This is a genomic window from Paenibacillus rhizoryzae, assembly GCF_059686995.1.
Genome location: NZ_JCAALT010000014.1, coordinates 42,161 through 56,460, shown reverse-complemented (window position 1 = coordinate 56,460; position 14,300 = coordinate 42,161). Strand labels below are relative to the sequence as shown.

Here is a 14,300-nt window from a genome sequence, read left to right as displayed (position 1 = left end):
AATTTCATTTCTCTGAAAACCAAAATATAACATGGAAGCGTTTCAACTCACAACTACAAAATCGTTCCTAAAGGAGTCAAATCAGGATGATAAGAATTGATGCCCACCAGCACTATTGGAAATTAGACCGCGGTGACTATGGCTGGCTGACACCGGCAGCAGGTCCGATATTATACCGCGATTATAGTCCAGCGGATTTGGAACCGGCGCTCGAGGCTGCCGGAGTATCGCGTACGATCGTAGTCCAAGCGGCAGCGACCCACGAAGAAACGGCCTACATGCTCTCGCTCAGTGATCATGCGGAATCCATTGCCGGCGTAGTTGGCTGGCTGGACTTCCAAGATCCGAATTGGCGCAGCGCGTTGGATGGCTTCCGGCAGCATCCGAAATTTGTCGGCATCCGCGTGATGATTCAAGATATGAGCGATCCTTTCGAGGCGCTGAATCCGCAATCGCTGGAGGCGCTTCGCTACTTGGCTGAGATCAAGCTTCCCGTTGATTTGCTCATTGTTTCGCATCAATTGCCTGCAACATTAGCGTTGCTTAAGCAAGCACCGGGTTTGCATGCCGTCATCGATCATATCGGCAAACCGCATATTCGAGAGGGGATCCTCGAGCCTTGGGCAACACAAATGAGCGAGATCGCAGCGCAATATCCAGGCATCTATTGCAAGCTGTCGGGCATGATTACCGAAGCCGCGCATGATGACTGGAAGCCGGAGCAGTTTACGAGCTATGTAAGACATATCGTGGCGTCCTTCGGTACGAAGCGAATAATGTTCGGCAGTGACTGGCCGGTTTGTCTGCTTGCCGGGAGCTACAAGGATGTATGCGACGTGCTGGATGAAACACTGCCAACTACGCTTAGCGAAGAAGAGCGCGAAGCTTTATACGGCGGCAATGCGGCTGCCTTCTATAAACTGTCGTTATAGAACATTTAAACCTTGGGGGAGCTTAATCCTATAGCTCATCAGCCCAAGGTTTTTTTATTTTCTCATGCCGGAGGCGGTTGACAGTGACTGTTCTATTTCGTATAGTCGAAATGGACTATGTGAGTTCGAATCATTTCTTAAGGGAGTCCTTAAAGGATGGCCAAACGAAAAGTAAGCAACATGCTGGCGCTAGCCGTCTTATCGCTGCTGAATGAAAGACCGATGCATCCGTATGAAATCGCCGCCACGATGAAGCAGCGCGGCATTCCGGATGTCATCAAGCTTAACAATGGCTCGCTTTATTCGGTAGTGGATTCGCTGCTCAAGCTGGCGTGGATCGTGCCGCTGGAAACACAGCGGGAAGGGAAGCATCCCGAGCGGACGATCTATGCGCCGACGGATGCCGGCGTTGCGGAGTTTCACGAGTGGATCCGAGAGCTGATATATGCCCCCGTGAAAGAATATCCGCAATTACCGGTGGCATTATCGTTTATCGGCCATATTTCGCCGCAGGAAACGGCTGCTCTTCTGGAGCGGCGAATTAACTCCGTGCAGCAAGACATCGTGCAGCGCCGTGCAGGGAATGATGCTGCGGTTTCACAAGGACTTGCGCGGATTTTCCTAATTGAGCAGGAGTTTATCGTCAACCAGTTGGAGTCGGAGCTCGCTTGGCTGCAATCGTTTATCCGTGAGATCAAGGATGGCAGTTTGACGAGGCTGGAGGATGGGGAGCAGGTGTGGATCAATTCGACACCTATGGATGACGAAGACTCCGATGCATGACGGATGAACCGTATGGACAGAACAAAGATGTACACAATGGAGGGGAACTACTCAAAATGCTGGCAAAACGAAGTAATGTAGGTATTGTTGTCGCGGGTTTGCTGCTGGGCATTCTTATGGCGTCCATGGACAACACCATCGTAGCTACGGCGATGGGGACGATCGTTCATGACCTTGGCGGCATGGACAAATTTGTATGGGTCACATCCGCTTATATGGTGGCTGAGATGGCGGGCATGCCGATCTTCGGTAAACTGTCCGATATGTATGGACGCAAAAGATTCTTTATATTCGGGATCTTAACCTTTATGCTCGGTTCCATTCTTTGCGGTACCGCGCACTCGATTATCGAGCTTAGCATTTACCGCGCGATTCAAGGGATCGGCGGCGGCGCGCTCGTGCCGATTGCTTTCACCATTATGTTCGATGCCGTGCCGCTCGAGAGCCGCGGTAAGCTCGGCGGTTTATTCGGTGCCGTATTCGGTATGTCGAGTATCTTCGGACCGCTGCTTGGTGCGTATATTACGGACTATATCGCTTGGGAATGGATTTTCTACATTAACCTGCCGCTTGGACTAATTGCTTTCTTGATGATTGCGATCTTCTATAAAGAATCGGTTGAGCATGCCAAGCAGCGAATCGACTGGGGCGGCGCCTTCACGCTTGTTGCGGGTATCGTGTGCCTCATGTTCGCGCTTGAGCTCGGCGGTAAGAAATATGCTTGGGATTCATCCATGATTCTTGGTTTGTTTGCAGGCTTCGCCGTATTGCTGATAGCCTTTATTATGATTGAGCGTAAAGTGTCGGAGCCGATTATTTCGTTTAATATGTTCCGTAAACGGTTGTATTGGAGCAGTAATGCAATTGCGATGTTCAGCGGTGCCGCATTCATTACCGCTTCCGTTTACATTCCGATCTTCATTCAAGGCGTGCTCGGCGGTAAAGCAACGAATGCCGGCATGGTTCTTCTGCCGATGATGCTCGGAACGGTTGTGACGGCAACGGGCGGCGGTTTCTTGATGACGAAGATGACCTTCCGTTCCATCATGATTCCTACCCTTGGGATTCTGGTTGCCGGTAACGTGCTTCTGACAACGCTTGGCGTCGATTCGACGCGGTTTATCGTGACGGTGTTTATGATATTGGTCGGACTTGGAATCGGAGCTTCGTTCTCGGTGCTCAGCAACGCCGCCATCTATTCCTTCTCGCCAAGGGAGCGCGGAGCTGCGAGTGCAACGCTTAACTTCCTTCGCTCGCTTGGGATGACAATTGGGATTACCGTATTCGGGATCGTTCAAAGCCATGTGATGACGAATAAATTGAAGGATGCCTTTGCGGGTTCTGGCGGCGGCGCTGCTGAACTGCCGGCAGGTCTGGATCTCAGCGATCCGCGTGCCATTCTGACGCCGGAAACGAGAAAGCTGATCCCGGCTGAAGTGCTGGATAAGATCGTAGCCGCACTTTCATCCTCGATTACGTACACCTTCATGTGGGCGATCATTCCATCGGTGCTTGCACTGGCATTCGCATTCTTCATGGGTCGCCAGAAGCTGGATGCGATGGCCGAGAGCAGCGAATACGGCACATCCTCGCATTAATCAACCAAAGCTGTCTCAAAACGCGCAACTCGCGACGTTTGAGGCAGCTTTTTTTACATAAATACTCCCAGAGTGCTTAGCAATAATCACCTACTCGGATTAAGAAATCCTCTTCTTGTTCATATTGAATAAGAAAGGGAGGATTATTGCGTGAACCTGATCGTGAATGTGAAAAGAAGTTTGACTGTCCTGATGCTGACCTTTGCAATCATGGCCTCAGCCTATGGAGCAGCTTCACATGTGAATGCATCACCGGAAAACAAACAAGTCATCTACATCGATGAACGCGACTATGAAGGTGAGTTTCTGCAATGCGTGAAGCTCATTAATATGAATATCAACTATAGGAATGAAGAGGATAATGCCGCGAATAAGAGAATTCTGACTTCCAGCTATCAAACCAGAGTCGGTGAGTTTACGCCCGGATTTCGGATATCCGAAGCTAAGCTGCGCAACCTGGGCAAAAATCAAAACGGTGAATATGTAGCCTATGTAGATGTGGATAGTAAATTAGAGAAGAAACCGATGATCACGACGATCATGTACGTCTTGAAACAAGAAAACAACAAATGGCTGATCGATCAAACCGACTAATCGGCCCGTATTCCAGAATCGTCTAAATTCGACTTCACCGACTGACAGTATAATCGCCCTCCTTCTGGTAAATTAGGACCAAAGGAGGGGAAGTTATGCCAAGCCCAATCAAAGCAGGGCAGCCCGCGAGGTCCGCAACAGGTGGAATCAATCCGCTCCCGAGCTCGCCGCCTCAATGGACTTCTTTTAAAGTAGCCATTCATTTGACGATTGCGCTTGTGCTTGCCTTCCTCAGCGCATGGTTTCTGCCTAAAGGCTATAATCTATCTGCAGTCATTCTTTCGGAAGTATATATGATCTTCGCCGTCGGCAAAGGCAAGCTAAACCATCCGCTCGGCATTCTCATTAATGAACGAAACCTCATGAGTCTGTCCAGGCTGCAGATCACGCTTTGGACGGTGCTTTTCACATCGACCTATTTTACCGTCCTGGTTGGGAATCTTGCCCTTCATCCCGAACATCCGCTGCAGCTTCAGTTTGATTCGACGGTTCTCGCACTCATGGGTATCAGCAGTGTATCGGCAATCTTTAGTCCCCTGATTAATGGGGCGAAGAAGAACCGCGCGATTGACGATTCCCTAAAGAATCAGCTGGTGCAAAGCGCCGCAGAGGCTTATAACAAAAGCACGGAGGAAATCGAATCGAGCATGCAGGGGACGCTCTACGCGAATCCATCTTATAAAGACGCGCAGTTCACCGATATATTTGAAGGGGAAGAAATGCAGAACCATGCGTACATCGACATAGCCAAGGTGCAGATGTTCCTGTTTACCATGATGGCCTTGATGATCTACTTCGCGACGATCTTCTCGACAATTATGACGCAAGAGCTTTCAGCGATTGATCGTTTCCCGGAGCTGCCGGAAGAGCTTATTGGACTTATCGGGATCAGCAATGGAGGATATCTGACCAGCAAGATTATCAATTTTACAAAATCGACGCCAACCTAGCCAACCTAAACTTTTCCTAAAATTTGGTTAGAGCCGCTTTTCCATTGCCGACAGGCAGGATGAGCGGCTTTTTTGTGCGGTCGAAAGTGGAATGCGCTTTACCCAATCTTTCGATTGTCTAAACCGATCAATTAGGCCTAATGGCACATCTTAACAAATCCTTCACAATACATTAACCGCTGCTTTACAATACCAGCCTCACCATTAACTGCCGCTTTACAATGCGTACTTATAATCAGAATTGTACATAACGAAATCGACAATAAACCATTCCAGAAGGGTGATACGAGCTAAATGTCTATGAAAAAAACGCTAATGATTTCCGCTCTTGCCGCAGCGCTGAGTACTTCGGCAGTGAGTGTAGTCTCCGCCGCATCCGTAACAAACGCAACGACGGTAGATCTCACAATCAATGATACTGCATTCCATGTCCGTTCCATCCAAGCAAACAATACGGTGCTGTACGCACTGAGAGATTTGGGTACTGCGGCAGGTGTGCAATTCATGGTCAATGTTAAATCGGGCGTAACGGCATACTTCAACAACCACGCGATCGAGCTTCATGCAGGTTCGAATGCGGCATTGGTTGACGGAGAGGCAGTAAGTTTAGAGCAAGCCGTACAAAGCGTAAACGGCAGCTATTATGTTTCGCTTGAAGATTTCGTAAGCGCGTTTGGCGTTGATTCTTCGACAAATGCTTCCGGCATGATCGCAATCGATGCAGTAGCTAAGGTCCACGCTGACGATATCCGCTGGATCGACGCAGATCGTTTGCTGGCATCCCAATTGACTGAAGAAGGCCGTATCGACTATATCGTTAACGCTCACACAGGTGCATATACGCAATTGTTGGTTTCTACGGCAGCTTCTGATCTGACTGTAGCTCCTAATGGTAAGTCAGCAGTTTACACAGATGGCGATGGCATCGTAAATATCATTGATCTTACTGGCAAGGTTCCGGCTGCTAAAGTAGTTTCTTCGGACAACTCCATTAAACCAGAGCTTGTATGGGCTGCCGACAGCTCCGCAATCTACTTCCTGCAAGGTGACAAAGGCTCCGTTATCGCGAAGATGAACGTTGCTGATGGCGCGATTACAAAAGTATTGGATGACAAAGTCGATTACAAATCCGGACTGGCTGTTTCCGCTGACGGCAAGAAGTTCTTCTACACGGTTATCAAACCGGGGGCTGTAACTGCCGATGCTTCTAAGCCGGTTGATGCTGATGATGTAGCCATCGACAATACGGGTACTGAGCCGCAACTCTACAGCTTTGATTTCTCGATTAAAGATAACAAACCTGTGAAACTGACTACAACGACAGATGACAAAGTGTTCGTTGGCGCTGCAGCAGACGGCAGCAAAGCATACTACGTTAGCGTTGAAGACAACAAGCCATCTTCGCTCGTAGCCGTTGCCTTGGACAAAACAGTAACAAAGCTGATCGGCGATAAAGATGTATTGCAAGCGACTGTAGCCGGCGACAAAATCTATGCACTTGCTGATTCCGCTGACGTAACAAGCGCGTATGAAGTAAACATCGCAACAGGCGCGGTAACGACGCTTGGCAAAGTAGAAGGTAACGTAAGTGAAGTTGTAGCCGCAGTTGGAACACCGATTGCATTCGTGATCGACGACGCGGTTTATGTGAAATCGGATAGCGGCCTGAAGAAAGTAACGAACTAATACAATCTTAGTGTTCTAAATTGAGAGGAGAACTTCCACAGATGAAAACAAAATGGTTTAAAAGTTTAAGCTTTGCCCTTATCGCTCTTACAGTCGCATTCGGTTCCGTATCCGTTGCGAGCGCATCCAGCAAATTGAGCGGCCGAATCGTCATTAACGGTTCGTCGGCTCTTCTGCCACTGACTTTGCAAGCAGCTAACGAGTTCAAGAAACTCAACCCGAAAGTTAGAATTTCCGCATCGGCTGCAGGTTCCATCACAGGTCCTCAATCCGTACGTAAAGGCATTGCAGACATCGGCGCAGTAGACTGGGATGCTACGAAAGACGTACCTGGTTTCAAAGCTTTCACAGGTCAAGTTGCCAATAAAGTTGCGGTTATCCCTTTCGCAGCGATCACAAACAGCAATGTTGGCATCAGCAGCTTGTCCACTGCGCAGCTGCAAGGTATTTTCTCCGGTAAAATCACCAACTGGAAAGAAGTTGGCGGCGCAGATAAAGACATTATCGTTGTAAACCGCGCATTCGGTTCCGGCACGCGCGTTAACTTCCAAATCAAGGCGCTGAATGGCACTGACTACATGACAAAAGGTTCCAACTATAAAGAAGTGAAGTCGAGCGGCGACATGAAAACAGCCATCGAAACGACGCCAAATGCAATCGGTTATATCGACCTTGTCTATGTAACAAGCAAAATGACTGCACTGAAAATCAACAACGTTGCTCCAACAGAAGCTAACGTAATCAACGGTACTTACAAAGTGTGGGGCTTTGGCTACTACATGACAAAAGGTGCACCAACTGGCACAACTAAGGCATTCATCGACTACGTTCAAAGCAAGAAGTTCCAAACCGGATCGCTTAAAAAGCTCAAATTTATCCCGATCTCGGCCATGAAATAAGATGAAGCGGAGCCGGCTTATCGCATGAACAACTGCGAGGCCGGCTCTAACTTTGAACACTTGAAAGGAGAGCAGCGTCATGAGCATGATTGACATCCCTGTATCCGGCGAATTGGGACGTAGCCTTGAGAATAAATCCGGTCGTAAATTCAGCCGCAAAGCACGGCTTTCGTTCTACAACCGTACATTCCGCATCATCTGTATCGCAAGTGCTGTCTTCGTATGTGTCATCCTTTTCTCTATTTTGTTCCTAATGGGCCGTACAGGCGTACTTACGTTCGAGACGGTTTCCTTGAAAGACTTCTTCTTCTCCACGGAATGGGTACCTGAAAACGATCAATACGGCGCATTTATCTTTATTTTCGGTACATTCGCCTTAACGCTGCTGACAATGGTGATTTCCGTACCGCTGTCCGTCATAATTGCTATCTTTTTATCCGAAATGACGCCGGCATGGCTGAAGACGATACTGCGCCCTGTGCTTGATTTGCTCGTTGGCATTCCATCCGTTGTTTACGGTTTTCTAGGTATGACCGTTCTAATCCCAATGCTTCGTACTGTAACAGGAACGAATATGGGCGATGGCATTTTGGCTGCGGCTATCGTGCTTACGATAATGACTTTGCCTACCATCAGTCGGATCACGGACGATTCCATCGTAGCGGTTCCGAAGAAATTCCGGGATGCATCCTATGCCCTTGGTTCCACCAGGTTTCAAACTATTGTAAGAGTCGTGCTGCCTGCTGCGAAGAGCGGCATCATGTATGCCGTCATTCTGGGTATGGCTCGCGCAATCGGCGAAACGATGGCCGTCGTTATGGTTATCGGCAATACGCCGCAGCTGGCGGACGCGCTGTTCAAGCCGACGGCTGTATTGACAAGCAATATCGTTATGCAAATCGCGAATGTCCCGTTTGATTCCACTTGGAACTACGCGCTATATATGATGGGCTTTATCCTGCTCATTATCTCGCTCCTCATGATCGTAATCGTAAGGCTATTCCAAGGCAGAGGAGTGAAATCATAGTCATGAGTACAGGCAAAGGGACGTCGGTCCCACATCCGTTTGCGGCACGCAGAGGGTTCAATCACCTGAGCAACAGGCTGTTTACTTCCGTTGTATGGATTATCGGGATGTGCACGATACTATTTATTTGCGGGCTGCTGTTCCTGATTTTGCAAAAGGGGCTGCCGAAACTTGACTGGGGTTTCTTGTATGGCCTTCCGAGCGAGATGGATGAAGGCGGCGGTATCGGTCCGTTACTCTTCAATTCGTTCTATGTGCTTACCATTTCGCTTGTCATTTCGATCCCGCTCGGAATGGCAGCAGGTATTTACTTGGCTGAGTTCGCCCCTGCGACGAAGTTTATCGCCTTTATCCGAATTTGCGTAGAGGGACTCGCTTCGGTACCTTCGATTATTTTCGGTTTGTTTGGAATCGCGTTGTTCGTTGAAGCCTTTGATATTGGCCTTACGATCATAGGCGGTGCTGTCAGCTTGGCCTTCCTGAACCTGCCGGTTCTTACCCGAGTAACGGAAGAAGCGATTCGCGCGGTACCGAAGGAAATGAAGCATGCTTCATTCGCACTCGGAAGCACACATCTGCAGACGATCCGCAGCGTGCTGATTCCGGTTGCATTGAACGGTATTATTACCGGTATCTGTCTGACCGCGGGCCGTGCCTTCGGTGAGAGTGCCGTTATCATTCTGACTGCCGGTGTTTCGTCCTCCGGTGAAATGTGGGATTTCAGCTTGTTCTCGCCCGGTGCAACGCTTGCGGTTCACCTGTGGTATGTACAATCGGAAGCTATCGTCCCGGATGCGCAGCTTATCGCAGAGAAAGCGGCTGCCGTACTAGTCTTCGTCGTCTTGCTTATTAATATTGTCTTCCGTGTTCCGCTGTGGCTGAATGCGCGCAGATCACGTTAATTTCGTAAGCTTGCCGGATTGAAAGGAGAGATATGCATGACAATTGCTGTATTGGAACGGCTGACAACTGAAGAACTGCTTACGAATATGCCGACTGCAGAAGGACAGGTAACGACTTCAGATCATGCATTATTGACAGTTTTCATTAGGGAAGCAGCAATCGTGAACGTCTCTCATACTTGCCAGGATGTCATTTCGCAATTCGCGTTAACGCCGGATCATGAATGTGTCGTCGTTTGCGATGACTTGGAACGGCCGATCGGACTTGTAATGCGAAACAAACTTACCGTCATCCAGACGCATCGATTCGGCAGAGAGCTGTATTACGGCCGTTCGATTGCGAAGCTGATGGATCGTCGGCCGCTCATCGTGAATCAAGGGATTTCGATGCAGGAGCTGCTTGATCGCGCCCTTGGCCGCGAAGAGAAAACCTTGTACGACTGCGTACTCGTTACGGAGAATGAGCGTTTTATCGGCATGCTGACCATGGCGGATTTGCTGAAAATGTCCCGGTTGCTACAGCAGCGGAGTGTAAAGGCACAAGTGAACATGATTCACGGCGCAGAAGTGATGATCGAAGAAATCGACCGTTCCATCCTCCATGTGCAGGAAGCTTCGTTGTTGGGCGAATCGATGTCCAAAGAAATGCTGGAATTGACGCTGAAAGGCAAGAATGAGCTCGATAAAGTGTCGATGGCCTTTCATAATCTGACGAAGCGTACGGACGTTCAGGAAAGCCAAATCAGCGAACTTCAAGATCGTGCAGGATCAATTGATAAGGTATCAAAGCTGATTCGCGGCCTTGCTGATCAGTGTAACTTGCTGGCGGTTAACGCAGCGATTGAAGCGGCGCGCGCCGGAGAGCATGGCAGAGGATTTGCGGTCGTTGCCGATGAAGTTCGGAAGCTGGCTACGCAAACCAAGGAGTCCGCAGAGGATATCAATCGGATGATTGGCTCCATCATGGAGGCGGTCAAAGAAACGGTTTATTTGGTCGGACTAGGCAAGACGGAAGCAGATACAAGCCAAGTGTACATAAAAGAAGCAGCGGATGTATTCCAGCAGCTGTTCCATGCAGCGGCAGGAAGCAGCAACAGCTCCGGTGAGATCGGCAAACTGTCGAATCAAGCTTACTTGCAATCGCAGCGCGTAACGGAGCAGATGAAGCAATTAATCCAAGATTTACAGGTGAAAGAGTAAATTTTAATACTGCGTTTACAAAACGAACATATTCGATAAACAAATTCACGCTATCCTAGTTCAAGGAAGGCCTGAAACGGACGGTTAGCAAGTCCACCCAATACGGAGGAATACGCCATGCAATCAACAGCTTCCCAAACCTTGATCGATATTCATAAATTAAATTTACATTATGGACAATTCCACGCTTTGAAGGACGTAACGATGGATATTCCGGAGAAAGCCATTACGGCTTTCATCGGACCATCGGGCTGCGGTAAATCGACGCTGCTTCGTACGCTTAACCGGATGAATGATATGATTCCAGGCACAAGAATCGAAGGCAAGATTACAATCGGCGGTGCGGACATCTATTCGAAGGAAGTGGATGTGGAGACGCTGCGCAAGAAGGTCGGCATGGTATTCCAACAGCCGAATCCATTCCCGAAATCCATCTATGACAACGTAGCCTACGGCCCGCGTTTGCACGGCATCCGCAGCAAACAGAAGCTCGACGAAATCGTGGAATCAAGCCTACGTTCTGCAGTATTGTGGGATGAAGTAAAAGATTACCTGAAGCGTTCGGCGCTTAGCCTCTCCGGCGGACAACAGCAGCGTTTGTGTATTGCGCGTGCAATTGCCGTTAACCCTGACATTCTGCTTATGGACGAAGCGACTTCCGCACTTGATCCAATCTCGACACTGAAGATCGAAGAACTGGCGCAAGAGCTGAAAGATAAATATACAATCGTCATGGTTACGCACAACATGCATCAAGCGGCTCGCGTTTCCAACCAAACCGTATTCTTCTTAAATGGCGAAGTGGTGGAGTTCTCCGAGACAGAGAAGCTGTTCTCGAATCCACGCGATCAACGCACGGAAGATTACATCAGCGGCCGTTTCGGCTAATTCCTAAACCACAGAGGGAGAGCATTTAAGTGATGATGACGAAGCGCAAAGAATTTGATCATGGACTCGAGGAATTGAACGAGCTGATCGTAGATATGGGTCAACGCGTAGAGGCGGTTATCGCAAAGGCGATGGACGCATTGGAAACGATCGATGTGCCTGCAGCAAAGCAAATCATTCAAGATGACAAATCGATCAACAAAATCGAAGAAAAAATTTCGGAACTAGGTGCGATGCTGATTGCCACCCAACAGCCGGTTGCTAAGGATTTAAGACGTATCCTGGTCGCTTTCCGAATTGCCTCCGACCTGGAGCGGATGGGCGATTTGGCCGTAGACGTAGCAAAAGTCGTGCTGAGACTGGAAGGGCAAGTATTGATCAAACCCTTGATTGATTTGCCGAGAATGACGCAGATCGTACAAATGATGACCTATGAAGCGATTCAATCGTTCGTACAAGAGAATATCAATATGGCTTACAAAATGGCCAAAGATGATGACCTGGTCGATGCGCTTTATTCCCAAATCATTCGCGAGCTGTTCTCGCTTATGATGGAAAATCCGAAAACGATCTCCCAAGCGAACCTGCTTAGCTTCGTCGGACGTTACATCGAACGTTTCGCGGATCATGCAACGAACATCGGAGAATCGGTTGTGTATCTGGTAACAGGCTCAAGACCGGATCTGAACTCCTAATCATCCAGCCCTTATAATTGTATATAGCATGTCCTAAAGCAGCCGATTCGAAGCGTATCCTTACTTCGAATCGGCTGCTTTTTGCAGCTTAGGCAGCTCTTTAAGCAAGGCGATCATCCGCTGCTGCTGTACCGGATTCCAATAATCGGAACGCCAAGCGGCAAACAGCTTCCAGCTTTGCTGCTGGCCGGGAAGCGGGAGTCGAAGAATGCCTTCGGGCAATTGAGGAGCTGCGGAGGTAGGCAGAAATGCCAGCAATGAACCGGCTCGAACCGCGTTCAATGCCAAGTCGATACGATCCGTTGTGAGCGGGTTTGTAAGGCTGAGCTGTTCGTTGGTGCTCCAGCTGCTCACCGCTTCCTCTAAGGAGGGATCTGCAAGCTTTACATAAGCTTGACCATGAAGCAAATAGGAAGATGCGGTGTTGACGCGTGCATCAAGGAGAGGATGCGCTTTGGTTGTATAAAGGGCTAGCTGGTCCTCAAGCACCAGTTCATATTGGCAATTGTTCAGCTCCGGCCGATTATAAAGCGTTGAATCTCCGTACACGATAAGATCAAGCTTGCCTGCGTGAAGCTGCTCGAACAAGCGGCCGCCATCGCCGGTAACCAGGTTGATTTGTAAAGTAGAGGCTACTTCTGCGAGTCGATACCAATTGCCGCTGAACAGGATGGAGGATGCGACATCTGTGCAGCCGATGACGAATTGATGTTTGCCATCTTGGCGGTAGGAGGCGAAACGTTCCTGCGCCTCCCGATAAAGACGGTCAATGCCTTCGGCATACTGATAAAGCAGTTTGCCGGATTCCGTCAGCATAACCTTCCCAGTTTTCATCTCGAAGAGCGGCATCCCCCATTCTTCCTCGAGTTTCTTCATATGAAAGCTGACCGTAGGCTGCTTAATTCCGAGCTCATCGGCAACAGCTGTCACTTTACGGAGGCGTTCAATCAATACCAAAATCTGCAATCTTAATATATTCATAATATAAGCGCCCCATTATCGAATTATTATTTATTAATTCTATAGTAAGTACTTATTATATACAATTCCTCTATATAGTTTTTGCATTGCGTTAACACTTCGAAAATATAAGATTAATACGCGGCATCTATACTAAGTCTTGTAAAACAAATAACCGCGCAGGAGCGGAAGGAGAAACGAACTGAAATGAAAAAGGCATTACTAATTGTTGTAGCACTTATGTTGACGATCGGTTTGGCGGCTTGCGGCTCGAAGAATGAGGAGAGCACGAACACCAACTCACAAAATAGCGGTACGAATAACGCAGGCGCAGGTGAAGCACTTAGCGGATCGATACTTGCAACTGGATCATCGGCACTTCAACCACTCGTTGAGCAAGTTTCCAAGAAGTTCATGGAAGACGCGAAATACTCCGGCATCACCGTTCAAGTTCAAGGCGGCGGCAGCGGCACAGGCTTGACTCAAGTATCCGGCGGACAAGCAACAATCGGTAACTCCGACATTTTCGCAGAAGAGAAGTTCACGGATGCGGATGCAGACAAAGCAAAAGAACTGGTTGACCACCAAGTTGCAGTTGTAGCAATGGCAACAGTTATCAATAAAGACATCGCAGTAGATAACCTGACTAAACAACAACTTGTTGACATCTTCACTGGTAAAGTGACGAACTGGAAAGAAGTTGGCGGCGCAGATGAGAAAATCACAATCGTTAACCGTCCGGGCAGCTCAGGTACACGTAAAACTTTTGAGAAATACGCGCTTGGCACTAAATCCGAAGATGTTCAAGGCTCCATCCAAGAAGATTCCTCAGGTACTGTTAAGAAGCTGGTTGCCGAAACACCGGGCGCTATCGGTTACCTTGCACTTTCCTACATCGACGACACTGTAAAAACAGTGAAGTATGAAGGCGTAGAAGCAACTGAAGCAAACATCGTTACAGGCACTTATCCGGTATGGGCTTACGAGCACATGTACACGAAAGGCGAGCCGGATGCAGCAACTAAAGCATTCCTTGACTACATGACTAGCGATGAAGTTCAAAGCGGCGATGTTGTAGAACTTGGCTACATCCCAATGAGCAAAATGCAAGTGAAACGCGATGTGGACGGTAATATTGTGAAATAAGTAACCCTAAACAAATAGCACAGACATTAGAGGTGGATCC

The 14,300-nt window shown here is 48.6% G+C and carries 14 protein-coding genes and 1 pseudogene; 14 read left to right on the top strand and 1 reads right to left on the bottom strand.

Annotated elements, in window-relative coordinates:
• Nucleotides 1-86: 86 nt before the first annotated feature.
• The 13 genes and pseudogenes from AC6ESO_RS28135 (at nucleotide 87) to phoU (ending at nucleotide 12,154) form a co-directional block, all read left to right on the top strand.
• Nucleotides 87-932 (top strand): amidohydrolase family protein, encoded by an 846-nt coding sequence (locus AC6ESO_RS28135; RefSeq protein WP_497094288.1) that lies wholly within the window; start codon nucleotides 87-89, stop codon nucleotides 930-932.
• 156 nt (nucleotides 933-1,088) lie between these two features.
• Nucleotides 1,089-1,715 carry a PadR family transcriptional regulator gene (locus AC6ESO_RS28130; RefSeq protein WP_497094287.1) on the top strand — a complete coding sequence of 209 codons (627 nt, stop codon included), beginning with the start codon at nucleotides 1,089-1,091 and terminating at the stop codon, nucleotides 1,713-1,715.
• Nucleotides 1,716-1,771: 56 nt separating this feature from the next.
• The gene (locus tag AC6ESO_RS28125; protein WP_497094286.1) at nucleotides 1,772-3,313 is read left to right on the top strand and encodes an MDR family MFS transporter; all 1,542 of its coding nucleotides are present in this window, start codon (nucleotides 1,772-1,774) and stop codon (nucleotides 3,311-3,313) included.
• 150 nt (nucleotides 3,314-3,463) lie between these two features.
• The gene (locus AC6ESO_RS28120) at nucleotides 3,464-3,907 is read left to right on the top strand and encodes a YqhG/Tai3 family protein (RefSeq protein ID WP_497094285.1); all 444 of its coding nucleotides are present in this window, start codon (nucleotides 3,464-3,466) and stop codon (nucleotides 3,905-3,907) included.
• Nucleotides 3,908-4,002: 95 nt separating this feature from the next.
• On the top strand, nucleotides 4,003-4,857 hold the full coding sequence (locus tag AC6ESO_RS28115) for a hypothetical protein (RefSeq protein WP_497094284.1): 855 nt from the start codon (nucleotides 4,003-4,005) through the stop codon (nucleotides 4,855-4,857).
• 294 nt (nucleotides 4,858-5,151) lie between these two features.
• Nucleotides 5,152-6,543, top strand: a complete 1,392-nt coding sequence (locus AC6ESO_RS28110; protein ID WP_497094283.1) for a stalk domain-containing protein — start codon at nucleotides 5,152-5,154, stop codon at nucleotides 6,541-6,543.
• Between the two features lie 41 nt (nucleotides 6,544-6,584).
• Nucleotides 6,585-7,442, top strand: a complete 858-nt coding sequence (locus AC6ESO_RS28105; RefSeq protein ID WP_497094282.1) for a phosphate ABC transporter substrate-binding protein — start codon at nucleotides 6,585-6,587, stop codon at nucleotides 7,440-7,442.
• A 79-nt stretch (nucleotides 7,443-7,521) separates the two neighbouring features.
• The gene (gene pstC, locus AC6ESO_RS28100; RefSeq protein ID WP_497094281.1) at nucleotides 7,522-8,469 is read left to right on the top strand and encodes a phosphate ABC transporter permease subunit PstC; all 948 of its coding nucleotides are present in this window, start codon (nucleotides 7,522-7,524) and stop codon (nucleotides 8,467-8,469) included.
• A gap of 2 nt (nucleotides 8,470-8,471) precedes the next feature.
• Nucleotides 8,472-9,371 (top strand): phosphate ABC transporter permease PstA, encoded by a 900-nt coding sequence (gene pstA, locus AC6ESO_RS28095; RefSeq protein WP_497094280.1) that lies wholly within the window; start codon nucleotides 8,472-8,474, stop codon nucleotides 9,369-9,371.
• Between the two features lie 36 nt (nucleotides 9,372-9,407).
• Nucleotides 9,408-9,863: pseudogene (locus tag AC6ESO_RS28090) on the top strand (CBS domain-containing protein); the annotation flags it as partial.
• The gene (locus tag AC6ESO_RS28085; protein WP_497094313.1) at nucleotides 9,849-10,571 is read left to right on the top strand and encodes a methyl-accepting chemotaxis protein; all 723 of its coding nucleotides are present in this window, start codon (nucleotides 9,849-9,851) and stop codon (nucleotides 10,569-10,571) included. The pseudogene AC6ESO_RS28090 and the gene AC6ESO_RS28085, both read left to right, overlap by 15 nt.
• A 117-nt stretch (nucleotides 10,572-10,688) precedes the next feature.
• Entirely contained in the window at nucleotides 10,689-11,459 is a 771-nt protein-coding gene (pstB, locus tag AC6ESO_RS28080) for a phosphate ABC transporter ATP-binding protein PstB (RefSeq protein ID WP_091214203.1), read from the top strand.
• 35 nt (nucleotides 11,460-11,494) lie between these two features.
• The gene (gene phoU, locus AC6ESO_RS28075) at nucleotides 11,495-12,154 is read left to right on the top strand and encodes a phosphate signaling complex protein PhoU (protein ID WP_497094312.1); all 660 of its coding nucleotides are present in this window, start codon (nucleotides 11,495-11,497) and stop codon (nucleotides 12,152-12,154) included.
• 60 nt (nucleotides 12,155-12,214) lie between these two features.
• Here the strand turns inward: phoU and AC6ESO_RS28070 are convergent, their stop codons facing one another.
• Nucleotides 12,215-13,135 (bottom strand): LysR family transcriptional regulator, encoded by a 921-nt coding sequence (locus tag AC6ESO_RS28070; protein WP_497094279.1) that lies wholly within the window; start codon nucleotides 13,133-13,135, stop codon nucleotides 12,215-12,217.
• A gap of 186 nt (nucleotides 13,136-13,321) precedes the next feature.
• Between AC6ESO_RS28070 and AC6ESO_RS28065 the strand changes: the two genes are divergently transcribed.
• Nucleotides 13,322-14,260, top strand: coding sequence for a phosphate ABC transporter substrate-binding protein (locus AC6ESO_RS28065; RefSeq protein ID WP_497094278.1), 939 nt, complete (start codon nucleotides 13,322-13,324; stop codon nucleotides 14,258-14,260).
• Nucleotides 14,261-14,300 lie beyond the last annotated feature (40 nt).

Excerpts from the sequence above, each read along its gene's own strand:
- AC6ESO_RS28130 (WP_497094287.1), top strand. The coding sequence starts at position 1,089 with ATGGCCAAACGAAAAGTAAGCAACATGCTGGCGCTAGCCGTCTTATCG.
- pstB (WP_091214203.1), top strand. The coding sequence starts at position 10,689 with ATGCAATCAACAGCTTCCCAAACCTTGATCGATATTCATAAATTAAAT.
- AC6ESO_RS28110 (WP_497094283.1), top strand. The coding sequence starts at position 5,152 with ATGTCTATGAAAAAAACGCTAATGATTTCCGCTCTTGCCGCAGCGCTG.
- AC6ESO_RS28135 (WP_497094288.1), top strand. The coding sequence starts at position 87 with ATGATAAGAATTGATGCCCACCAGCACTATTGGAAATTAGACCGCGGT.
- AC6ESO_RS28070 (WP_497094279.1), bottom strand. The coding sequence starts at position 13,135 with ATGAATATATTAAGATTGCAGATTTTGGTATTGATTGAACGCCTCCGT.
- AC6ESO_RS28125 (WP_497094286.1), top strand. The coding sequence starts at position 1,772 with ATGCTGGCAAAACGAAGTAATGTAGGTATTGTTGTCGCGGGTTTGCTG.
- AC6ESO_RS28105 (WP_497094282.1), top strand. The coding sequence starts at position 6,585 with ATGAAAACAAAATGGTTTAAAAGTTTAAGCTTTGCCCTTATCGCTCTT.
- AC6ESO_RS28065 (WP_497094278.1), top strand. The coding sequence starts at position 13,322 with ATGAAAAAGGCATTACTAATTGTTGTAGCACTTATGTTGACGATCGGT.
- AC6ESO_RS28085 (WP_497094313.1), top strand. The coding sequence starts at position 9,849 with ATGCTGACCATGGCGGATTTGCTGAAAATGTCCCGGTTGCTACAGCAG.
- phoU (WP_497094312.1), top strand. The coding sequence starts at position 11,495 with ATGACGAAGCGCAAAGAATTTGATCATGGACTCGAGGAATTGAACGAG.
- AC6ESO_RS28115 (WP_497094284.1), top strand. The coding sequence starts at position 4,003 with ATGCCAAGCCCAATCAAAGCAGGGCAGCCCGCGAGGTCCGCAACAGGT.
- pstC (WP_497094281.1), top strand. The coding sequence starts at position 7,522 with ATGAGCATGATTGACATCCCTGTATCCGGCGAATTGGGACGTAGCCTT.
- pstA (WP_497094280.1), top strand. The coding sequence starts at position 8,472 with ATGAGTACAGGCAAAGGGACGTCGGTCCCACATCCGTTTGCGGCACGC.